This is a genomic window from Corallococcus silvisoli (genome assembly GCF_009909145.1).
In the GTDB taxonomy this organism is placed as follows: domain Bacteria; phylum Myxococcota; class Myxococcia; order Myxococcales; family Myxococcaceae; genus Corallococcus; species Corallococcus silvisoli.
Window position 1 is genome coordinate 171936 of sequence record NZ_JAAAPJ010000017.1, and the last position, 19960, is coordinate 191895.

Annotated in this window: 14 protein-coding genes; 5 read left to right on the top strand and 9 right to left on the bottom strand. The window is 67.5% G+C overall.

From position 1 onward, the window contains the following. Positions 1 to 559 precede the first annotated feature (559 nt). The gene (locus GTY96_RS29340) at positions 560 to 1966 is read left to right on the top strand and encodes a cytochrome c peroxidase (protein ID WP_235685953.1); all 1407 of its coding nucleotides are present in this window, start codon (positions 560 to 562) and stop codon (positions 1964 to 1966) included. Positions 1967 to 2886: 920 nt separating this feature from the next. On the opposite strand, the gene GTY96_RS29345 is transcribed toward GTY96_RS29340, so the two are convergent. Together GTY96_RS29345 and GTY96_RS29350 are read right to left on the bottom strand one after the other, a co-directional pair. Beyond that, on the bottom strand, positions 2887 to 3798 hold the full coding sequence (locus GTY96_RS29345; RefSeq protein ID WP_328701046.1) for an RluA family pseudouridine synthase: 912 nt from the start codon (positions 3796 to 3798) through the stop codon (positions 2887 to 2889). Between the two features lie 164 nt (positions 3799 to 3962). Then, positions 3963 to 5270: a hypothetical protein gene (locus tag GTY96_RS29350; RefSeq protein WP_161666462.1), complete on the bottom strand. Its 1308-nt coding sequence runs from the start codon at positions 5268 to 5270 to the stop codon at positions 3963 to 3965. Between the two features lie 377 nt (positions 5271 to 5647). Here GTY96_RS29350 and GTY96_RS29355 point away from each other — a divergent pair, with 377 nt between their 5' ends. Together GTY96_RS29355 and GTY96_RS29360 are read left to right on the top strand one after the other, a co-directional pair. After that, complete coding sequence (locus tag GTY96_RS29355; RefSeq protein ID WP_161666463.1) at positions 5648 to 6718, top strand: hypothetical protein; 1071 nt, start codon at positions 5648 to 5650, stop codon at positions 6716 to 6718. 101 nt (positions 6719 to 6819) lie between these two features. Next, positions 6820 to 7269, top strand: coding sequence for a hypothetical protein (locus tag GTY96_RS29360; RefSeq protein WP_161666464.1), 450 nt, complete (start codon positions 6820 to 6822; stop codon positions 7267 to 7269). A gap of 11 nt (positions 7270 to 7280) precedes the next feature. On the opposite strand, the gene GTY96_RS29365 is transcribed toward GTY96_RS29360, so the two are convergent. From GTY96_RS29365 to GTY96_RS29385, 5 genes are all read right to left on the bottom strand, one after another. After that, a complete protein-coding gene (locus tag GTY96_RS29365; RefSeq protein WP_161666465.1) occupies positions 7281 to 8459 on the bottom strand; it encodes a fatty acid desaturase in 1179 nt (392 codons plus the stop codon). Positions 8460 to 8463: 4 nt separating this feature from the next. Next, on the bottom strand, positions 8464 to 8898 hold the full coding sequence (locus GTY96_RS29370) for a PaaI family thioesterase (RefSeq protein WP_161666466.1): 435 nt from the start codon (positions 8896 to 8898) through the stop codon (positions 8464 to 8466). Beyond that, entirely contained in the window at positions 8895 to 9770 is an 876-nt protein-coding gene (locus GTY96_RS29375) for a fatty acid desaturase CarF family protein (RefSeq protein ID WP_161666467.1), read from the bottom strand. The genes GTY96_RS29370 and GTY96_RS29375 overlap by 4 nt, the downstream gene beginning before the upstream one ends. Further along, the gene (locus GTY96_RS29380) at positions 9767 to 10966 is read right to left on the bottom strand and encodes a class I SAM-dependent methyltransferase (protein WP_143905989.1); all 1200 of its coding nucleotides are present in this window, start codon (positions 10964 to 10966) and stop codon (positions 9767 to 9769) included. The genes GTY96_RS29375 and GTY96_RS29380 overlap by 4 nt, the downstream gene beginning before the upstream one ends. 356 nt (positions 10967 to 11322) lie before the next feature. After that, positions 11323 to 13110 carry a Vps62-related protein gene (locus GTY96_RS29385; protein WP_161666468.1) on the bottom strand — a complete coding sequence of 596 codons (1788 nt, stop codon included), beginning with the start codon at positions 13108 to 13110 and terminating at the stop codon, positions 11323 to 11325. A 133-nt stretch (positions 13111 to 13243) separates the two neighbouring features. Here GTY96_RS29385 and GTY96_RS29390 point away from each other — a divergent pair, with 133 nt between their 5' ends. Then, positions 13244 to 14488, top strand: coding sequence for a hypothetical protein (locus GTY96_RS29390; RefSeq protein ID WP_143905985.1), 1245 nt, complete (start codon positions 13244 to 13246; stop codon positions 14486 to 14488). A gap of 36 nt (positions 14489 to 14524) precedes the next feature. Here the strand turns inward: GTY96_RS29390 and GTY96_RS29395 are convergent, their stop codons facing one another. Beyond that, positions 14525 to 15661 carry a hypothetical protein gene (locus GTY96_RS29395; protein ID WP_161666469.1) on the bottom strand — a complete coding sequence of 379 codons (1137 nt, stop codon included), beginning with the start codon at positions 15659 to 15661 and terminating at the stop codon, positions 14525 to 14527. Positions 15662 to 15915: 254 nt separating this feature from the next. Between GTY96_RS29395 and GTY96_RS29400 the strand changes: the two genes are divergently transcribed. Continuing rightward, complete coding sequence (locus GTY96_RS29400) at positions 15916 to 18342, top strand: PAS domain S-box protein (RefSeq protein WP_201756502.1); 2427 nt, start codon at positions 15916 to 15918, stop codon at positions 18340 to 18342. Positions 18343 to 18435: 93 nt separating this feature from the next. Here the strand turns inward: GTY96_RS29400 and GTY96_RS29405 are convergent, their stop codons facing one another. Continuing rightward, positions 18436 to 19944 carry an EGF domain-containing protein gene (locus tag GTY96_RS29405; RefSeq protein ID WP_161666471.1) on the bottom strand — a complete coding sequence of 503 codons (1509 nt, stop codon included), beginning with the start codon at positions 19942 to 19944 and terminating at the stop codon, positions 18436 to 18438. Positions 19945 to 19960: the final 16 nt, after the last annotated feature.

The window sequence follows — 19960 nt, forward strand, 5'->3', positions numbered from 1 at the left end:
GCCTTGCGCGGGCTTCCCCTTGTGGAAGTCAGGGGAGGAGTATCGCTCCAGCCTGGACCTGACGCCCCAGGCTCGCGCGGCGGCGGAATGGACTCCGGCTCCTCGCGCCGCCACGCGGTGGCCCGTCGGCGTGGAACTGCTCGAGACACGCGTTCTGCTGGGCAGCAGGTGGGGCCGCCCGTCAAACAACCGGCTGGGTTTGATTCAAGTTTCAAGTCCTGCTCATGCGGCACGGCCTTCGTCCGGTGAAACACCTCCGCAGACCCCTGGATGATGAACTCGCCCACGCGGAGCCGGAGGACGATGCCCCGTCGCGCATCCCCCTCAAGGCGCCCCCCGAGGTGCGGCTCCAGGTGGCGCTCGGCGCCAACCTCGCGAGCGTGGGCAGCTCCTGGGGTGCCTACACGGGCACATCGAGTTCCGGACCGGACGACGACAACCGAGTAACTCCTGCGAAGGCCACGGGTGTTTCGTGGGAAACCCTCTCACCGGAGACATTCCCATGCTCCCGACGCGCTTCGTTGCATCTCTCGCCAGTGCTTTCGCACTGGGCGGACTGATGCATTGCACCCCAGCAGCCCCGGAGCAGGACACGGTCGACCTCGCGAAGAGCGTTGCCCCCGAGACGACCGGGCTCGAGGCACCCTTACAGTCCGGCGCCACCGGCAAACGGCTGTTCAGCCAGGCCTTCCCGAACACCAATGGACGCTCCTGCGCCACATGCCATGTGCTCGACGAGAGTACGGCCCTGCGGCCGGGGAACGTCCAAGGCCGTCTCGTTTCGAATCCGACGGATCCGCTGTTCAATCGCATCGACGCGGATGACCCGAACGCGGCGGTGCCCACCTATGAGCACCTGAAAAAGGGCCTCATCCGAGTCGTCCTCCCCCTCCCCGCCAACATGGACGTCATCGACGCGCAGGGTCACGTCATCACGCCACCGGACCGGAAGGTCGCCGTCTGGAGAGGCGTTCCGAGCATCCTGGACGTCGCCCTCACCGGACCGTTCTTCCAGTTCGACGGCCGCGAGTCGAACCTGGAGGATCAGGCCCAATCCGCCATCACGAGCCACAGCGAGGGAGGCTCCATCCCTCGCGCGCAGCTTCGCCAGGTGGCGGACTTCCAGCGCGGCGAGTTCACGTCGGCACGCGCTCGGTTCGTCTCGGACTTGAGCAACGCTGGGGTCCCGCTTGCTCAGATTCCTCTGCCCGAGGACTTCATGTGGCTCACGCCCGAGGAGCGACGGGGCCGCGAGGTCTTCAAGGTCGGCTGCGAGCCCTGCCATGGCGGCCCGACGCTGAGCCGGATTTCAACGCCGGCCATGCGGGAGGCCGCCTCCCAGTTCCCGGTGACCCGACCTGATGGCAATGTCCTGTTCACCCATGTCCCCGGGGTGGGCCCCGTGCCGGTGCTGGAGCCGCGCTCACCACCGGACATCCTGAACATCGGGTTCGCAAGCCTCTCCTACCTGGGGCAGATGGGTCTGCTCCCCGCGCTGTTCAACGCGGACGTCGAGCTGCCTCGCTACCGATTCCGCTTCTATGCGGACGGCACACGCCAGCAGCAGGTGACCGACCTTCCGCCCATCCCGGTGACGGCCAGCGGGGAGCCGTACGATCCCACTCCCGCGCTGGATGAGAGTGGCGCGCCCATCGTCGGGCCCAACCTCTTCCCTCAGTGGTTCACCACGGATCCAGGCCGGGCGCTCATCACCGGCAACCCCCTGGACTTCGAAGCCTTCGACATCCCCACGCTGCGTGGCGTCGCGCGGACGGCGCCCTACTTTCACGACAACAGCGCCGAGAACCTCGAGGACGTCATCGACCTCTACAGCCAGTTCGTCCTGCCCGTCACAGCCCCCCTGAACCTGCCGCCCGTTCATCCGCCGGAGACTCCCGGCAGCCCCCCCGAGTCCTTCAGTCCTACGCAGAAACAGGAACTGCTCCGGTTCCTCCAGCGACTCTAACAGCGGGCCGCGCCACGAATGGGAGCCGCACGGGTCCGCGGCGCTCACGCACTTCGTGTGGTTCCCCTCTGGGGAGTAGGCGGACACGGCAGGACGCGGCGGCGTCGCAAGTGGCTGGCGCTAGCGAATGTTCTACCCCTCCCCAACGCGGGTCCTTCGCGCACTCGGAACCCACAGGGCGACCCCATCATTCAATGGGCATGTGCTGCTGGACGGCTCACTGTATCGACAGCTCGAAGCCCTCCATCGCGCCTCTCAAGGCGCCGAGGCTCTGCTGGAGCGAGCGAGCCGCACGCGCATGTTCCTCCGCGAACTACTCACGCGACATGCCGCAACCTCGGTGAACTCACGACGCTTGCCTGCCTCCAGGACCGTATCGAGGGTCAGGCAACTCCTCCACGACAGACTCTCGGAAAGCATCAGCCTCGCGGAGTTGGCTGCCGAGGTGGGAGTCTCCGAGACACAGGTCATCTGTTCGTTCAGCGCTGCCACCGGCCTCGCTCCGCATACGAATCTCATCGCCCTGTGATTGGAGCGAGCAAAGCACTTCATCCGCCTCCAGATGCCGCTGGTGGAGGAGGCAGCCCTCGCTGGCGTCTCGGCTCAAAGCCATCACACAAGGCACTTCAAGCGCATCAACGTCATCCCTGGCCGAGCACAGGTTCCGTGAAGCATCCAAGGGACCTTTGGCATTGCAGAAAGGGGCTGCTGGATTATCCAGGTCATTCTCGCCTGAAGTGGCGACCCGGTGCTCACCGACCTGCGCGACCGGGCACCCGGCTGACGGTGGCGGAGGACGTGGAGGGCCGGCTGTTCGTGCGCGACCGCGGCAACCCGTTGGTGGCGGAGCTGCAGAAGCCCTTGTCGCCGGGCTTCGCGCGCAGGCGGCCGTGCAGACATGCGCTGGACGCCGTCAGCCGTCAGTTCCCAGCGTTCCTCAGCCCTGGGGGCGGCGGCGCGTGCAACCGCAGGCGCTCCCCCGACAGCGGGTGTGTGAAGGCCAGCGTCTCCGCGTGGAGCAGGTAGCCGCCGTCTCCGGGCAGGCCGGGCGAGTGCTCACGCGGCAGCCCCCCCACGGCGAACAGCGGGTCTCCGGCGAGCGGGTGGCCGATGAACGCCAGGTGGATGCGGATCTGCTCGGGACGCCCCGTGTGGATGTGCACCTCGAAGAGCGTCTGGCTGGCACGCCGCTCCAGCACCCGGGCGCTGCTGCTGGATGCCTTGCCCTGGGGGTTCGCCCCGTGAACCGCGCCCAGCTGGGGATGCGGCACCAACCCGATGGGCGCGCGGATGTCGTAGTGCTCCTGGGTCGCGACTCCCTCTGAAAGCGCGCGGTAGCGCTTCTCCACGTCGCCCTCGCGCCAGCCGTGGGAGAGGCGCGCGGCCGCCTCGTGCGTGCGGGAGAAGAGCACGAGCCCCGACGTCGCCCGCCCCAGGCGGTGCAGCGCCGACGCCTCCGGCCAGCGCCTCCTCACGAACGCGAGCAGCGTGTTCTTGAGGAAGCCGCCCGAGGGGATCGTCGGCAACCCACTCGGCTTGATGACCGCGAGCAGGGCCTCGTCCTCGTGCACCAGCTCGAAGCTGTCCGGCGTCTCCGCCTCCTGCCACGGGGGGCGGTGCCAGCACAGCTCCTGGCGGGCGCGGAGCAGCTCAGCGCCGGTCGCCGTGACACCGTCCAGTTGCACCTCACCGCGCAGGAAGCGGGCGCGCCACTCCGCTTCGGTGGAGTGCCGGTACGTGTCCGTGAGGTAGGCAAGCACACTGCGCCCGGCGGCGGCCCCAATCCGCTCGCGGTACACATAGCCGTCATTCAGGCCGGTCTTGGGCGTCACCCGCGCACCCTATCAGGCCCCCCAGGGCGCATCCCCCCTATCGCCTTCCCGCCGGACCGGCGACCCCAGCGCTCCTCACGGAAGAGGACCCCGGACCTCCGCGAACGCGGAAATCCAGGGCCTCCGTCCATGGGGCCGTTGCCCGCCCCTGAATGCGGCGCCCGTCAGGCCAGGGGCTGGGTGACGACGCCGTTCTTCAGCTCCTTGCGCACCGCCTCGCTGACGCGCTCACGGACGACGTCGGCCATGCGCTCCCGAAGGTCCTCGCCCACGCGCTCGCGGACCGCGGCCACGATGCTCTCGGTGTCGACCTGGACGGGGCCGTGAGAATGGAAGCCCCCCATGTGCGGCTCACCGAACCCGCCGCGCATCGTGGGCCCCATCGGGCCCATCGGGCCCATCTGCCCCATCGGACCCATGGAGCCCATGGACTCGCGGATGGCGTCCCCCAGCCGATCCCTCAGCACGTCCTGGAGGTGCTCACGGAGGTTGCTGGCCAGCCGCTCGTGGAGGGTCTCGACGAGACGCGCCCGGAGCACATCGGCGATGCGCTCGGGGTCCATCGGCGCGAAGCCCTGCGGCTGGAAGCCCATGTGGCGCTCGCCCATCCGGGTGCGCAGCTCGTCGCCCAGGCGCTCGCGCAGCACGTCGCGCACGCGCTCACGCAGGCCGTTCTGGACACGCTCGCGGATGCTGTCCGCGACGCGCTCGCGGAGGGTTTCCGCGATGCGCTCCGGGTCGATCTGCCCGAAGCCCTGCATCCTGCGCTCGAACAGCGCGGAGCGGAGGGCGTCCCCCATGCGCTCCTTCAGCGCGTCGCGGACGCGCTCGCGCACGATGGCGTGGATCCGCTCGGACACGCTGTCGGCGAGCTGGACGCGGATGGCCTCGGCGATGCGCTCGGGGTCCATCGGCGCGAAGCCCTCCATGCCCATCCTCCTCTCCATCATCGCGGTGCGCAGCGCCTCGCCCAGCCGCTCACGCATGACGTCGCGGACGCGCTCGCGCACGACGGAGCCGATCTTGTCGCGCAGGGAGTCCTCCAGCCGGGTGCGCACGCGCTCCGCGATGCGGTGGGTGTCGAACTGCCCGTGGCCCTGCTGGATGCTCATCCAGTTCTCGGACAGGGCCCCCCGCAGCGCCTCTCCCATCCGCTCCCGGAGCACCTCGCGAGCGCGCTCATGCACGCCGCTCTGGACGCGGTCACGGATGATGTCGGTGAGGCGGTGATGGACGGCCTCCGCGAGCAGGTCCGCGTCGAACGGCTGCCCCCCACCGCTCCCCGGATGCATGTTCATCATCCGCTCACTCAACGCGCTGCGGACCGCGTCGCCGACGCGGTCGCGAAGCTCCATGCCGATCCGCTCCTCCAGTCCGGACACGACGCGCTCGTGCACGGTGTCGACGATGCGGGCCTTGAGGGCTTCGCCAAACAGCTGCTGCCCCTGCGCGGAGAACTGTTCCTGGCTCATTGAGTGACCTCTCGAGTGCTACGGGTGGAACGGCAGGTGCGGAGAGTCCCTGCCGCACGAGGCGGATGGATGGAGACGCAGGCCCTTCTCAGGTACGGGGCCCCGGTCCAGCGCGGGTGTTGACGCATGCCGCCCAGCGTGCGCTCACAGGGCTGGGCAGGCGCGAGCGCGAGCCACCGAACAGAGTCCCCGACCGGCAGGAGCCCCGGCCCTCCGGGACGTCTCATCTCCCCAGGGGTTCACAGCGGACCCAACCTCCCGGGACCCGTGAAACACATGCATCCCCTTGGGGAATTGACTCAAACAAACGCCCATGGGTTCATCCTCGGCTGGCCCGCAAGCCTTCCCTCCCCCCAAGCGCGTTCGTCGGTGCGACCATGTTCAAGTACTTCCTGTTGCTCGTCATGGCCTGGCTCTCGGGCATCCCCGGCGCCGGCGGCCTCTTTCTGCTGGGGCTCTACTTCCTCGCCTTTGTCTACACGACGCGATACCGGGGCCACTACGGAAGACTGTCAAGCTCGGAGAAGAACAGCCTCATCCTCAAGTCAGACGTCGACAAATTCGACATGCGGTCCCAATGGGATGTCTTCCCGTGGCCCAGAACCGCCAAGCACGTCATTCGCAAGTGGACGTGGGACCGGATCGCACTGGATACCCAGCTCAAGAAATCCGTCGAGACAACGTCCACGGCGCTCACGAAGGCATACACCGTCCTCGAAGACTACATCGACAAGCACCCGACGTCGAAGATCCACCCATACAGCGGGACGCTGGCGGTGTTCGACTCCTCCAAGCGGACGCACACTCCCGACCAGGCCTTCGCGCTCGTGAAGAAGAATGTCGGGCTGGAGATGGGCTGGACGGATCAGGCGATCTGCCTGCTGGGCGGATCCTTCATCATCTGCGCTGAGTCGTACAAGGACGACATCCGGAAGCATTTCAAGGAGAACAACAAAAAAGAGCAGCGCATGAAGTCCAAGACGAATGAGGAGCTGTCTCGCTTCACGTGGAAGGTCGGTCAGCTGGCCACGACCTTCTCGTTCCCGACCGGCGTGGGGGACTTCATCCACAGCGCCCTCATCCGGATCTCTCCGTGGGACAGGCACGCCGTCGTCAAATACGGGGAGAAGGACTACTACGCGCCAACGACCATGTTTGGGGCCTCCGCGACCATCATGAAGGTGCTCAAGTTCTGCGAGACCCTCGGGCTGGATCAGAACGAGCGGATGTTCGTCGGCTACAGCGTGGCCATGCACTGGCTCGACAAGTACTTGAACGACGCTTCGTGGATTCGCGGCGGAATCCTGACCCCGGATCGCCACTCCTTGCTCGAAGCGCTGCAAGGGATGTACGCATACATCGATGGCGACCCGACGGGGGCCGCCAAGGCGCTGGTCCAGATGTATGAAGAGGCGGACACCCTGCGGCTCAAGGACAAGGAGGAGTAGAGCCCCTGCCGTCACGCCCGCGCGCGCAGGACTGGTTGCGGTGCGGGGAATCTGCCACGCTCGGGTCCACGTCTTCCTTTGGTGGAACGGACCCGACCACGATGATTGCCGCTGACTACCGGAGCACCCTGCTGGCGGGAGGCGCGGGCACCCTGGCCATGTGGATCGCCGCCTTCGGGTGGCATCACCTGCTGCTCTCCGAGTTCTACGTCCAGAACCTCTTTCCAGGGAACGGCTTCTCCCAGGTGAGCGTGCCGCTGCTCTTCCTGGGGTATCTGCTGCTGGGGCTCTCCATGGCCTGGGTCGCGCCCCGCCCTGCTCCGGACCAACGCGTCGGGCTCGCCGGGCTGCGATTCGGGTTTGTGATGGGCATGGTCGCGGTGGCGCCCATGTCCGTGATGATCTTCGCCGTGCGGGAGGCGACGCCGGTGGGGATTGCCCTGGACCTCTCCTGGCACCTGCTGGTCGAGCAGCCCCTGGGAGGGTTCGTCATCACCTGGGTGCTCGTGAGGGCGCTTCCTCAGGCGCGCCCGGCCACGGCGCGGCGCTGACACCCGCGCGGCTACCCCGCGCTGCCCATCACGCGGGGGGACTCCTCCGGGCGACCGCTGTCCGGCTCGCCCCGCATGAACTGCTCATAGCCAGCGTCGGGGTTGAACACGGAGCTCAGCAACCCCGCGCCCTTGAAGATTCCGTAGGGCAGGACATGCGCCCCGTCTGCGATCAGCTCGTCCTTCATGGACTCATGCAGCGCGGGCAGCTCACTCCAGTGCACGCCGGGGCGCGCGGTGTGCTCGATGTGGAAGCCGGCGTTGAACATGGTCTTGTTGAAGAACGCGCACAGGAAGGTGTTGGAGTGGCTGAGCCGCCGCTCGTTCGTCCCCCCCGCGTGCTGGGCATACATGCCAGGCCCCATGACCCCGACGTTGCTCACCCACTGGTGGAAGAACCAGATGCCCAGGCCCAGCGTCACGTCAACGAAGAAAGGGAGGGACCAGCAGACCAGGAAGAACACCAGCTCCCGAATCGCCCTGCGTCGCACCGCGGGCTTCGCCCTGGAGAAGTCGACGTAGAAGTGACGCGCCCAGCGCCAGGGCCAGTAGAGCAGGATGTACCGATAGAGGTTCTCGTAGCGGCCGTCTTCCGCACGCTTCGGCTGGACCCAATCGGCCTGCTCATGCAGGTGCTTGTGGTGCACGACCAGATGTTTGTAGCTCCAGAAGAAGGCCGGGAAGCCGCCCGGAATCGTCCACACGCGCCCCACCCAGCGGTTGAGCCAGCGGCTCTTGAAGATGCCGCGGTGGGTATGGCTGTGATAGTTGATGCCGGTATTCACGGCGCCAGCCAATCCCAGCCAGAGGCCCGCCGCCAGACAGAACCCCACGCGGTCGGCCGGGGTCCAGGCTCCGCTCTCCGGGCCCAGGTAGATGGCGAAGGCGCTGGCGAGCCCGGCCCAGTACAGCAGCATGTAGACGACGACGTGGATGTCCTCCGGGTGGGCCAGCAGGCGGGTCCGCCGCAGCCGTCGCTCGGGCGGCAGCGGCCGGGCGGCACCGAAGTGCTGCTCCGCGTATCTCAGCACGTGGAACACCGCGAAGAAGCCCACGGCGGAGGGCCAGGGGCCCCAGAGGAGGACGCCCCACACGGCGCCCAGGGCCAGGAGCGGATAGAGACCGCGCAGCGCGACGTCAACGGCCAACCCGAGCAGCGTCCTCGCGCCGGCGAGTCTCGATCCATCCATGACCCTAGCTCCTCGGCTTCCGGATGAGGCACGTGGAGTTCATCTGCGCGACGTGGTTCCCCTCCGCGTCCTCGATGCGGCACGAACAGAAGACGACCGACGAGCCCCGCTTGACGACCTTCGCCGTGGCGGTCAGCAGCGACTCCACCACCCCGTGGTAGTACTCAATCTGGAGGCCCAGGGTGGTGAAGCTCTCGCCCTCATTCAGGGTCGAGACCACCGCGCCGCCAATGGCGACATCCGCGAGGTCGCAGAGCACTCCGCCGTGGACCGTGCCCATGGCGTTGTGATGGCGTTTGCCCGCCGGGAGCGCGGCCTTGCCCTCCCCTTCGGTGTAGCCGATCAGACGAATGCCAATCAACTCGACGACCGGTGGCGGGGAGGCCTCCCCAGACAGCCATTGGTCAACGTAGTTCCGCACCGTCAATGCCCTCGTCATGGACTCTCCTTGCGCGTCGAAGTCACGCGCCCCACATCACTCTTGTCGCCCCTCGCCTCGGACCACAAGGCCCTGCGCCGGGGCGGCAACCAGGTCTCCAGCCACACGTCGTCGTTCGAGCGGGGGACCGCGCCGGTCCAACGCTGAATGACGCGCTCGAGGGTACGCCAGCCTCCCATGGCGTCCATGACGTGGTCGGCCCAGCCGTTGATGAGGCAATAGTGCGTGTCGTAGGCGCCGGAGTGGTGCTGCCAGTGATGTCGGGGACTGAGCAGCAGGTGACAGCCCTGGAGCACGCGGGTGACACCGCGGACGGGCCGACGGTGGCCGCTCTTGTGGAACTCCAGCATGAACACGAAGCAGACCGCGAAGAGCACGCAGGCCCAGACCCCCGCGACCGCGGGCACCGACGCGGGCGCCCACAGGGTGACCGGGAGCAGGACCGGCGCCGTGAGCAGGAGCGCGATGACGGAGAGCTGCCCCGTGTCGTTGTAGAAGGGGTAGCGAAACATCTCCTGAGGGGCGATGTGGTGCTCCCGGACAACGAGCACCATCCGGTGGAAGATCGGATGGTGCTCGTCGAACCAGGTGTCGAACGCCCAGTGGGCGATCCCTGAGAGCAGGTCGGCGACGAACAGGCCGACCACGGTGCCCAGCCCGAGCGCGAGCAGGGCGGCCGCGAGGCCCAGCTCGAACACCGCCCGCGCCAACCACCAGGACGCCCAGCCGAGCAGCCCGAGGAGCGCGGCGGCGCCGACGAAATGGAACAGGATGTTGTCCCAGCCGAGCGGCGTGGCCCGAGGGTATCCCGAGCGCTGTTCGCTCAGGACCTCGATGTCCGGCTCACCTGCCGCCGACAGGGGGGCCTTCATACAAGCCGTCTCCGCTGCCCGTTGGGATTGCGCATGGCGCGGCCATGCGAGTCCTTCGACTGCTCCATCACGAGGCGATGCGCGCCGAGGATGCCGTCCTGGAAGGCGAACGCCGAGGACCACAGGTAGAGGTGGAACCGCCGCCAGAGGAACTCCCCCCAGCGGGCGCTGATCTCCTCACGATGGGCGTCCAGGTTCTCCGCCCATTTCTTGCAGCTCAGGAAGTAGTTGTGCCGGTCGCTCTGGACCTGGAGCAGCTCCAGGCTGCTGCGCTCGACCTCCTTCAGGTAGTCGGGGAGGCACAGGGGCGAGGTGTTGCTCTGGAAGACCCACTTCATCACGAAGGTGCTCATGCCGAACTTGTCGCCAGAGTAAGCGTCCAGGTAGATGCGTCCTCCCGGCGCCAGCAGCTCGCAATACTTGGCGATGGTGCGCTTGTAGTCCGGCAGGTGCTCGGTGACGCCAAGGTTGACGATGCCGTCGAAAGGCCTGGCCGAGAACTCCAGGAGGTGGACCTTGTCGACCCGGCAGTTCGACAGGCCCCGGTTGGCGATGACCTTGCGGATGTAGGCCTCTGACTCATCCGAGATGGTCACGGAGTGGACGTGGATGCCTTGCTCGCCGGCATACTGGACGAAAGACCCCCACCCTCCGCCAATGTCCAGCACGCGGTCTCCAGGCTTGGCTCCGATGGCATCGATCGCATACTGGAACTTGCGCTTCATGCCGACCTCGAGCGCCTCGTCGTCGCGCTCGAAGAAGCCGTGGGAGTAGCTGCGGATGTCCTTGTCCAACCACAGCTCGAAGAACTCAGGGGGTTCGTCGTAGTGGCTGCCGATGAACTCGACGTCACCCTTGACCTGACCGAAGAGCCTGGGCCGGACGTGGTTGGTCCAGACGTACTGGAGCGGGCGCCGGTCGGTCATGATGTCCCGGAGCTTGAAGAGCTCGAGGATGTCGCCGGTCGCGCTGATGTCACCCGCCATGTACGCTTCGCCAATGGTGAGTTCGTCCATGGAGGCGAACGCCTCGAAGGCCGCCTCGGACTTCAAATCCACGACGCACACAGGAGGGGCGCTACCACCGAAGACCCGTTCGCTCCCGTTGGGCAAACGGATGGCCAGCGGGCGCAGCGGTCTGCCCGTGGCCTGGAGCTTCCCGTAGCGCACCTCCAGCTCCGACCAGAAGCCGCGCACTCTTTGCTCATTGATTGCCGAGGGTTTTGACGACAGCTCTGGCGCGCTGCCTTTCACTCCGACGGTGGTGGTCAAGAGAAGCCTCCTGGATGACTGCAGGGTCGTCGCAAGGGCATGCCCGTGGCGGAAGCCGCGCGCTGACGCGCGATGCTTGCCATTCACAGTCTGGGCCGCCCCATGCCCTTACACGGGTTTGTTCTTGATTGAAGTGGAATAGAATGGCAGAAATTTGTCAAGCATCCAGGACCAGGGTCGTAGCCGCCCTGTCTGACAAGGAAGGGGGACTGCTTGCACCGCTCAGATCAAGATTCTGGGAGTCCTTGAGCGGCGCCGCATCCGCCTCGGGAGCCTGTGCGCTATTCCAGGGTCATGTACTCCGGCTGAGATACCGCCCGGTTCCTCAGCGCCGAGGGACCACCGCTGTTCACGCAGTAGCCCGTGGGGTTGTCACAGCCGCCCTCCGGGTTGCCCCAGTACGCCGTGAGGTTCATCCAGGACAGCGAGCCCGTGTAGCTGCCCGCCGGCTGCCAGGGGATGGCCACGATGCGGTTCCAGGTGTCCCACGCGAGCCCGGCCCCGGTGTCGTCCGCCAGGAAGTCCCCGTTGAAGAGGGTTTCGTAGATGTGGCGGGCCGCGTCTGGGTAGAGCCCGTGGGAACCCTGGGCGGAGAAGACCTCCGGATGCCAACCGGTGAGGAAGACCGGCTTGTCCCCGAACGCGAAGGTCTGACCATTGGCGTGCTGGCTCAGGTAGACCTGCGCGGGGCGCCCGTCGACGAAGCGCACCGTGAGGTGTTCCCAGTCCCCCACGTGGTTGCCAAAGGTGGAATAGCCCCCCACGCACCCCCAGGGGGAATACCAGCCAATGCACACCCGCTTGCCATTGTTGTAGGGGTAGAAGGTCCAATACAGCACGTCCGTCACGTTCGTCGGCTGGCCTCCCTGGGTGCGCGGGATGATCTGCGCGTAGACCGGGACCGGCGTCTGGTTGGGACGCTGCCCGTCAAGGAACCGCGGATCCGTGCAGGAATCACAGCCCAGCGCCTGGTTCGTCACCAGGTGGCCGTTCTCCTCGTGGACGTTGGCCAGATGGAACTCCGTGGAGGACGGGAAGTAGGCCTCGTCCGGGTGCAGCCACACGCGCGGCGCGAAGGCCGCCACCGTCCACGCATCCACCGGCAGCCCCCGCAGCTCCGCGTTGGACGTGGCGCTCTTGTTGAGCACCCAGTAGCGGCTTCCCCCCGTGTCGCCGTGGCTGGGACGGGAGATGAAGGTGGAGGCGGGCAGGCCCCGATGGTCGCGCGCCACCGCCTGCCACACCCCGATGTCTTCCTTCGCGCCAGAGCCGCTGTCGTCCCAGACCCAGGCCGGGTTGGCGGCGAGCACGTACTCGCTCCTCACGCAGCGGATGAGGTCCGTGGAGGGCTTGGAGTAGCCCAGCACCGCGACGTGGCCCAGGCAGGTGTAGCCCGCGGGCGCGACCGGCTCCCAGAAGGAGACGTCGTGCGTTCCTCCCGAGCCGGCGTCGGTCCAGGTCCGGTTGTAGTTGGACGGCCGCGCCAGCAGGTCGCCCTCGCCCCGCACCACGAACGTGGTCGCGGGAGCCTGCCCCCGCTTGGGCATCGCGACATCCCCCAACGAGAAGAACCCCGGCGACTGGGAGAGGTCCGGACACCAGACGGAGATGTCGGTCTTCGCCCCGGTGCCGTGATCATCGTAGATCCACGAGAACCGGCTCGTGGGTTGGACCTCCAGCGCCTTGGGATGGCGCAACACCGCCGCGTCCGCGCTCAGGGTGAACTCCGCGCTCTGCCCCGAAAGCGCGGTCGCCGCGACCAGCTTGTAGCTCCCCGACGGCAGCGAGACGGCCAGCCGCGAGTCCGTGCCGCCCGCTCCATTGTCGTCCTGGGCCAGCACCGTGCCGTTCGCGTCCAGCAGGTACAGCCATGCGTCCACGGAGGACGTCAGCGTGAAGGTCATGGGCGGGGATGCGGCCGACACCTCCAGTAGGAACGCCCGGTTGCCCGGACTGGACGCGCTCTGCCCACCCGACCCCTGCCAGGCGCCATACACGGTGTTGGCCTGGGCTGGACTCGTCAGGAACGTGGTCGCGGCGAGCGCGAGGAAGCATTGCCGGAAGGTCATGGAAACCTTGGGAAATGAGGAACCCAGGACCCTACCCCGTCGGAGGGGACCTCCGCCGCTCCGCGTGGGGGCTTCCATCCCGAGCGGGAAGTGCGAGAGTCCACCGCTCGACCACCGCACGAGGGCGCGGACCATGTGTACGTTCTGTGATCTGGGAATCTGTCACGACCCCGGGCATCGAAGTCAGGCGCTGCTCCGCGAGTGGGTGCGCGACACGTGCGAGCTCTGCACGTTGGGGATCTGCCTGATTCACGGCGCCTCGGGGCCGCCGGTCGGCGAGACGATCATCCCCCTCTTCGACGTCAAGAGGTCGCTCCGCTCCACCAGCACCTCGGTTTCGCTGACGGAGGTGTCGTCGACGCCACGTCGGGGAATCCTGAGCGGCATGGAGGACCGGACGTATTGGAATCCGAGCCAGTCGGACGAGGCGCTGATCATCTCGCGGCTCCTCAAGTCGCCCATGGGCACGCAGCACGCGATCCCGAAGAACATCCATCGCTTCTGGACGGGCGGACCGATGAGCCCGGCGGTCGTCGACGACCTGGTCTCCGACGGCGCGCGGGCCAAGCAGGCGGGTTGGACCTGCTACCTGTGGTACTCCGCCGAAGTCGAGCGGGTGCTGGATGGACACCTCGACGGGGAGATCAAGAAGACCGAGGGCATCTTCATCTTCTCGAAGCGCCCTCCGAAGCCCGTGGACAAGCGGCCGACGCGCACCAACCAACGGCGCAGGTTGGAGCTGGCGGGCTTCCGGGTGGTGCCCATCGAAAAGCTCGACGACTCCAGCAACTGGCTCTCGGAGCTCGCGACGCTCGTCGGGGGCGCCGCGGTGCAGCGCAACTGGGATGAGGTCAAGTACTTCTCCGACCTCGCGCGGCTGCTTTACCTCAACTTCGTGGGAGGCATCCACATGGATGTCGACATCTCCCTGGGAGACATGGACCTCACGCAGACCTATTTCCACAACGACCCGAACGGCGAGGTGCCGCTCATGGGCAGCCTGCTGCGCGATCAGTCCGATCCGATGATCCCGAAGCTCCGCTTCCTCAAGAAGATCCGCCGCCGGCCCCTGCTCACGAAGGAGGAATACGACGGGTACATGGAGGCGCTCTCCGCGCTGGTCGAGAAGGGAATGCTCGCCGCGGGCATGCTGAACGCGCTGATCGCGTCGCGCCCCAACACCACCCACCTCAAGGACACCATCGTCGAGTTCCGCAAGGCCATCCTCAAGAACAAGGGCCTCATCAGCGGCATGGCGCTCTCCCGCGTCATGCTCTTCGGCAAGAGCCGGCAGGGGGACGTCGAGCAGGCCATGAAGTGGACCGTCCCGCCCTACCTGGTCCGCCTCGACCCCGACACCGACGAGAGCAACCTCTGACGCGGTGAGGCGCCCCCGGCGCGGGGGGCGTGCCCGTCACTCGATCGTGGAGTTGGTGACCTTGATGGGCGTATCCGGGTGGTTCGATATCTGGGGATAGGTCGCGTACCAGGAGCCCCCCACGTTGTGCTGGATGACCGAGCGGTCGATGCGGATGTCGCCCGAGTGGTCGTTGCTGACGAAGAAGATGGCGCTGCCGTGGGCGTTGACTTCGTTGTGCTCGATCCGCGTGCCGCAGAGGGACAGCGTCATCGTGTTGCCGTCGTTGTAGATGGCCCCGCCGCTGCCCCCGCCCGGAGTGCCCGGGCTGGCGGGATTCGCGCCGTTGCCGATGGCCCGGTTGTAGGAGAACAGGCTGTTGATGACCGTCCACGACACCCCGATGCTGCTGATGCCGCCGCCGTTGGAGCAGACCCCGCCGTAGCCCTGCTTGCCTCCGAAGGTCGTGTTCACCACGTAGACAGGCAGCCCGTCGTACTGGCTGAACACCCGGAGCGCGCCGCCTCCGACGTCGGGCCCGGCGTCGGCGCAGGCGTTGTTGAAGAAGCGGGAGTTGATGACCTTCACCCGCCCTCCCCGCACCCAGACCGCCCCGCCTCCGTCGAACTCCTTCTCGCTCTTGGAGCTGGCGTCCACGAACGTGAGGTTCTGGAGCGTCAGCCGTGGGTGGTCCTGGTTCTGGCAGTGGGAGGTCGTCCACACCTGATTCGAGTCGCAGGTGTTCATGTACAGGATGCGGTGCTTGCCCGCGCCGCTGAGCGTCACCAGCCCCTTGCCGTCGATGACGATGTCCGGCCCCTTGTCGTTGAAGACCTTCGCGGTCCTGTCCAGCGTGAGGGTGACGGGCTCGGGTCCACAGTCGAAGGTGATGACGCCTCCCCGGGCCACGGCTTCGACGAAGGCGTCGGAGGTACAGCTCGCGGGCGTCCCCGTCCCGACGACGGTGGTGGGCCTGGAGACATCAGCGAGGCCTGCCTCGGCGGGCACGCCGCACGTGGCCTCCGCGTTCGGATTTCCAGCGGGCGGACCGTCCTTGGGGTTGGTCAACGGGTTGGGCACGTCCACGTCCGCCCCGTCATCGCCCGAGCAGCCCGCCGCGCAGGCCAGCACGACCCCCGCGGCCAGCGAGAACACCGCGGTCGCGCGCGACCGGTGAAGTCTCTTCGAGTGCATCCAGCCTCCAGGAGGCCGGCAGTGTAGAGCGGCGATGCGCCGGAGACGAGCGGGCCTGGCCGCCGCCGAGGGCTTCGAGGAGGCCGCGCGCAGGTGCGGCCCCCTCCCCTGCATCGGGCCCAGCAGCGCGCGGCCAAGCGACAGCCGGGGCGATGACGCCTGGCGGACGGCTTGGCGGCAAGGAGGGAGCCACCATCATTGAGGGAAGAGGGGGCTCTCCTCGAAGTGGGGACGCTCCTCCCCTGCCCCGACCCATGGCTCGCCTGCACGACAGCCCATCACCTCCGACCCCAGATGGGACTCCTTCGAGGCACAGCCGCGTCCTTGAATCCGTCTTCGCCAGCATGGGCGAAGGGGTGATCGTGGCGGACGAGCACCAGCGGTTCGTGTTCATGAACCCGGCGGCGGAACACATCCTGGGCATGGGCCCCCCGGACGTGCCCGTCAGCCAGTGGTCGGAGCGCTACGGCCTCTATCTGCCGGATCAGGTCACGCGCTATCCCTCCGAGCGCCTGCCCATCGCCCGTGCCATCCGGGGCGAGTCCGTGAGCCGCACGGAGGTCTTCGTGCGCAACGCCGCGAGGCCGGCGGGGGCCTGGCTGCTCGTGAGCTCCAGCCCGGTCCTCGACGAGGAGGGCGTGCTTCACGGGGGGGTCGCCGTCTTCAACGACATCACCGACCTCAAGGGGGCGGAGGATGCGATGCGCGCCGGCGAGGAGAAGTACCGCTCCCTCTACAACAACACCCCCGTGATGATGCACTCCATCGACCGCGAGGGGCGGATCATCAGCGTCAGCGACTACTGGCTGGACACCTTGGGCTATGAGCGCGCGGAGGTCATCGGGCGGGACTCGGTGGAGTTCCTGACGCCGGAGTCCCGGCGCTACGCCAGCGAGGTCATCCTCCCCGACTACTTCCGGACGGGCTTCTGCCGGGACGTGCCGTACCAGATCGTGCGAAAGGACGGGCAACCCATCGACGTCCTCTTGTCCGCCATCGCGGAGCGGGACCCCGCCGGCGGCGTGGCCCGTTCGCTCGCGGTGCTCATCGACGTGACCGAGCGGAAGCGCGCGGAGGAGGCGCTGCGCGAGAGCGACATGCGGCTGCGGGCCATCCTGGACAACGCGCCCACGGTGTTCTTCCTGCTGGATACGCAGGAGCGCTACATCTTCGTGAACCGCCAGTGGGAGCGGCTGTTCCACCGAAGCCGTCAGGAGGTCGCCGGGCGCACCGTGTTCGACGTCTTCCCCCGAGAGACAGCCGAAGCCCTGCACCAGACCAACGAGGACGCCTTCCGGACCGTGTCCTCCGTGGAGAGGGAGGAGCAGATCCCCCAGGATGATGGGCCCCACATCCACCTCACGCAGAAGTTCCCGCTCCTCGACTCCAGCGGGAAGGCCTATGCGCTCTGTGGAATCGCCACCGACATCACCGAGCAGAAGCGGATGGAGGCGTCACAGCGCTTCCTGGCCGAGGCGAGCCGGGAGCTGGTGACCTCGCTGGACTACGAGACCACGCTTCAGCGCGTCGCCGAGCAGGCGGTGCCCAACCTCGCGAACCTGTGTGTCGTCTTCGTGCGGACCGAAGGGGCGTCCCTGCAACCCGTGGCGGTGGCGGACAGCGTGCCGGCTCGCGCCAGGGACGTCCGGGAGTTCCTCCAGCGCCACCCGCCTGCCTCGGGCTCCCCGCACGGCCCGGCGTGGGTCCTGTCCACGGGGAGGTCCGAGGCCTTGGGAGCGTCGAAGGGTCTGCTGGATCCAACCGCCCTGACGCAGGAGCGGTGGGCGGCGATCCAGACGCTCCAGGGCCGGCCGTCGCTCGGTGTCCCCCTCCAGGCCCGAGGCCGGACCCTGGGCGCGCTGTACCTCATCTCCACCCGGCCGGGGCACGCGTACTCGCCAGCGGAGCTGGCGCTGGCGGAGGAGCTCGGCCGTCGAGCGGCCTTCGCCATCGACAACGCCCAGCTCTACACGTCAGCGCAGGAGTCCATCCGCGCGCGGGATGAGTTCCTGTCCATCGCCTCCCATGAGCTGAAGACCCCGCTGACCTCCATGAAGCTGCGCGTGCAGCAGATGGAGTCCACCCTCTCGCGCCCGGGACCGCTGCCCGTGGAGAGGGTGTCCAGGATGCTGGAGGTCTTCGAGGACCAGCTGATGCGCCTGTCGCATCTGGTGGATCACCTGCTCGACGTGTCGCGGATCAACGAGCGGCGGCTGGATCTGCGGCTGGAGGAGATGGACCTGGTGGCGGTGACGCGCGACGTGGTCAGCCACCTGACCGAGCAGTTCGAGAAGACCGGCTGCGCCTTCGAGCTGGTGGCCCCGACGCCGGTGTGGGGGCGGTGGGACCGGCTGCGCCTGGAGCAGGTCATGCTCAACCTGCTGACGAACGCGATGAAGTATGGCGCGGGGCGCCCCATCCGGATGGAGGTGGTGCTCCACGCGGGGAGGGCGCGGCTGAGCATCGAGGACCACGGCATGGGCATCCCACCGGAGGCCCAGGGCCGCATCTTCGAGCGCTTCGAGCGCGCGGCCTCGCGCAACTATGGAGGCCTGGGGCTGGGGCTCTTCATCACGCGACAGATCATCGACGCGCACGGCGGCCGCATCTTCGTGGAGAGCGCGCCCGGCCTGGGTGCGAAGTTCATCGTCGATCTACCGCCATTCCCCCCGGAGCATTGAGCGCGGACCTGGAGGACGACGCTGTTCACCGCGGCTGGAGCCGGAGGTCCGGCCCCAGCCACGGCATGGCGCTCTCGAAGCGAGAGCGCCCGTCTAGTTTCCGGCCGGGGTGATGGACCCGATGTAGGAAGGATCACCCGGACGGCAGTCGATTCCCGCCTCGGCGTCGACGACCACACCGGTCATCAGACGGTCCCCCTGGCCCGGCCGCTTCAGCGTCGCGGTGTACGGGGCCGGGCTCAAGCTGTTGGGCATCAGCGGGACGCTCGCGGTCTTGATGCAGACGTCATAGGTGCCGCTCGGAGGCGCCCCCCCCTCGGGCAGCGCGCCGCGATGCTCCAGGGCGTTCGGGTCGATGCCGCGGTTGTCGTAGACGATGATCTCGCCCGTGGGCGCCCGCACCACCAGGTCCTCGTCACTGTCACGAGACCACGTCGCGTTGATCTCCACGGTGAAGCCGGCACCGCAGACCCCTGACGAGCAGCTCTTCCCCGCGGCGCAGGTGTTGCCGCAGCAGCCGCAGTTGCGCGTGTCCGTGAACGCGTTCACGCACAGCGAGCCGCACTTCACCTGAGGAGGCGGGCAGCTGCCGGGGATGCAGTCGAAGCCGCCCGGCTGGTTCACACACCGCTGGCTCGGCAGACAGGTGTGGGTCCCGTTGGTGCACTCGTTGATGTCCGTGCAGGTCTTCCCGTTGCCCGTGTAGCCCACCTTGCACGCGCAGGTGTAGCTGCCCGCGGTGTTCGTGCAGGTCGCGTTCACGGAGCACTGCGCGGTGCCGTTGGTGCACTCGTTGATGTCCGTGCAGGTCTTTCCGTTGCCCGTGTAGCCGGCCTTGCACGTGCAGGAGTAGCTGCCCGGGGTGTTCGTGCACGTCGCGTTCGTGGAGCACTGCGCGGTGCCGTTGGTGCACTCGTTGATGTCCGTGCAGACGCTGGGCTGCCCCGTGCAGGTATAGCCAGACTCCACCGAGCAGGTGCTGCTACAGCCATCGCCCGACGTGCGGTTACCGTCGTCACATTGCTCGCCGGGGCTCACCTTCCCGTCACCACAGAGCGGCCCGGTCGCCTCCACGGCGTCCACGTTGTAGAGGGCGGCGATACCGCCCCGCAGCCTCACGTAGCGGTACGGGGTGGTGCTGGTATAGGGGACGAGCGCCGTATAGGTGCCGAGGCCCAGCTCGACGAGGTTCGCCTGCCCCGTGCTGATGACGCTCATGTCCGCGCGCAGGAAGTCCACCTGCGCGACCACCGCCAGCGAAAGCCCCCGGTAGTAGATGCGCAGCGGCCCGGTGCCCTCTTCTCCCGCGCCCATGTCCAGCGTCAGCGCGCCGCCCAGCACGGCCAGGAAGTTGGCCGTCTGTCCATCCGGCGGGCCAACGGCGTTATTCGGATTGAGGACGCCAATGACGCCGCTGGCGATCACCGCGTCCGCGTACGGATCCGCCACCGCCCGCTGCGACAGGGACTCTTCCGAATCCGCCACCGCTTTGTCGGTGGAGGACTCCTTCTCTTCGGGACCGGTTCCGCACGCGCTCAGGACCGCGCACGCCAGCGCCGCACTTAGTAAACGCCACACCGTGGCCACTCGATTCACCTTCATGTTCCGCTCCATTCCG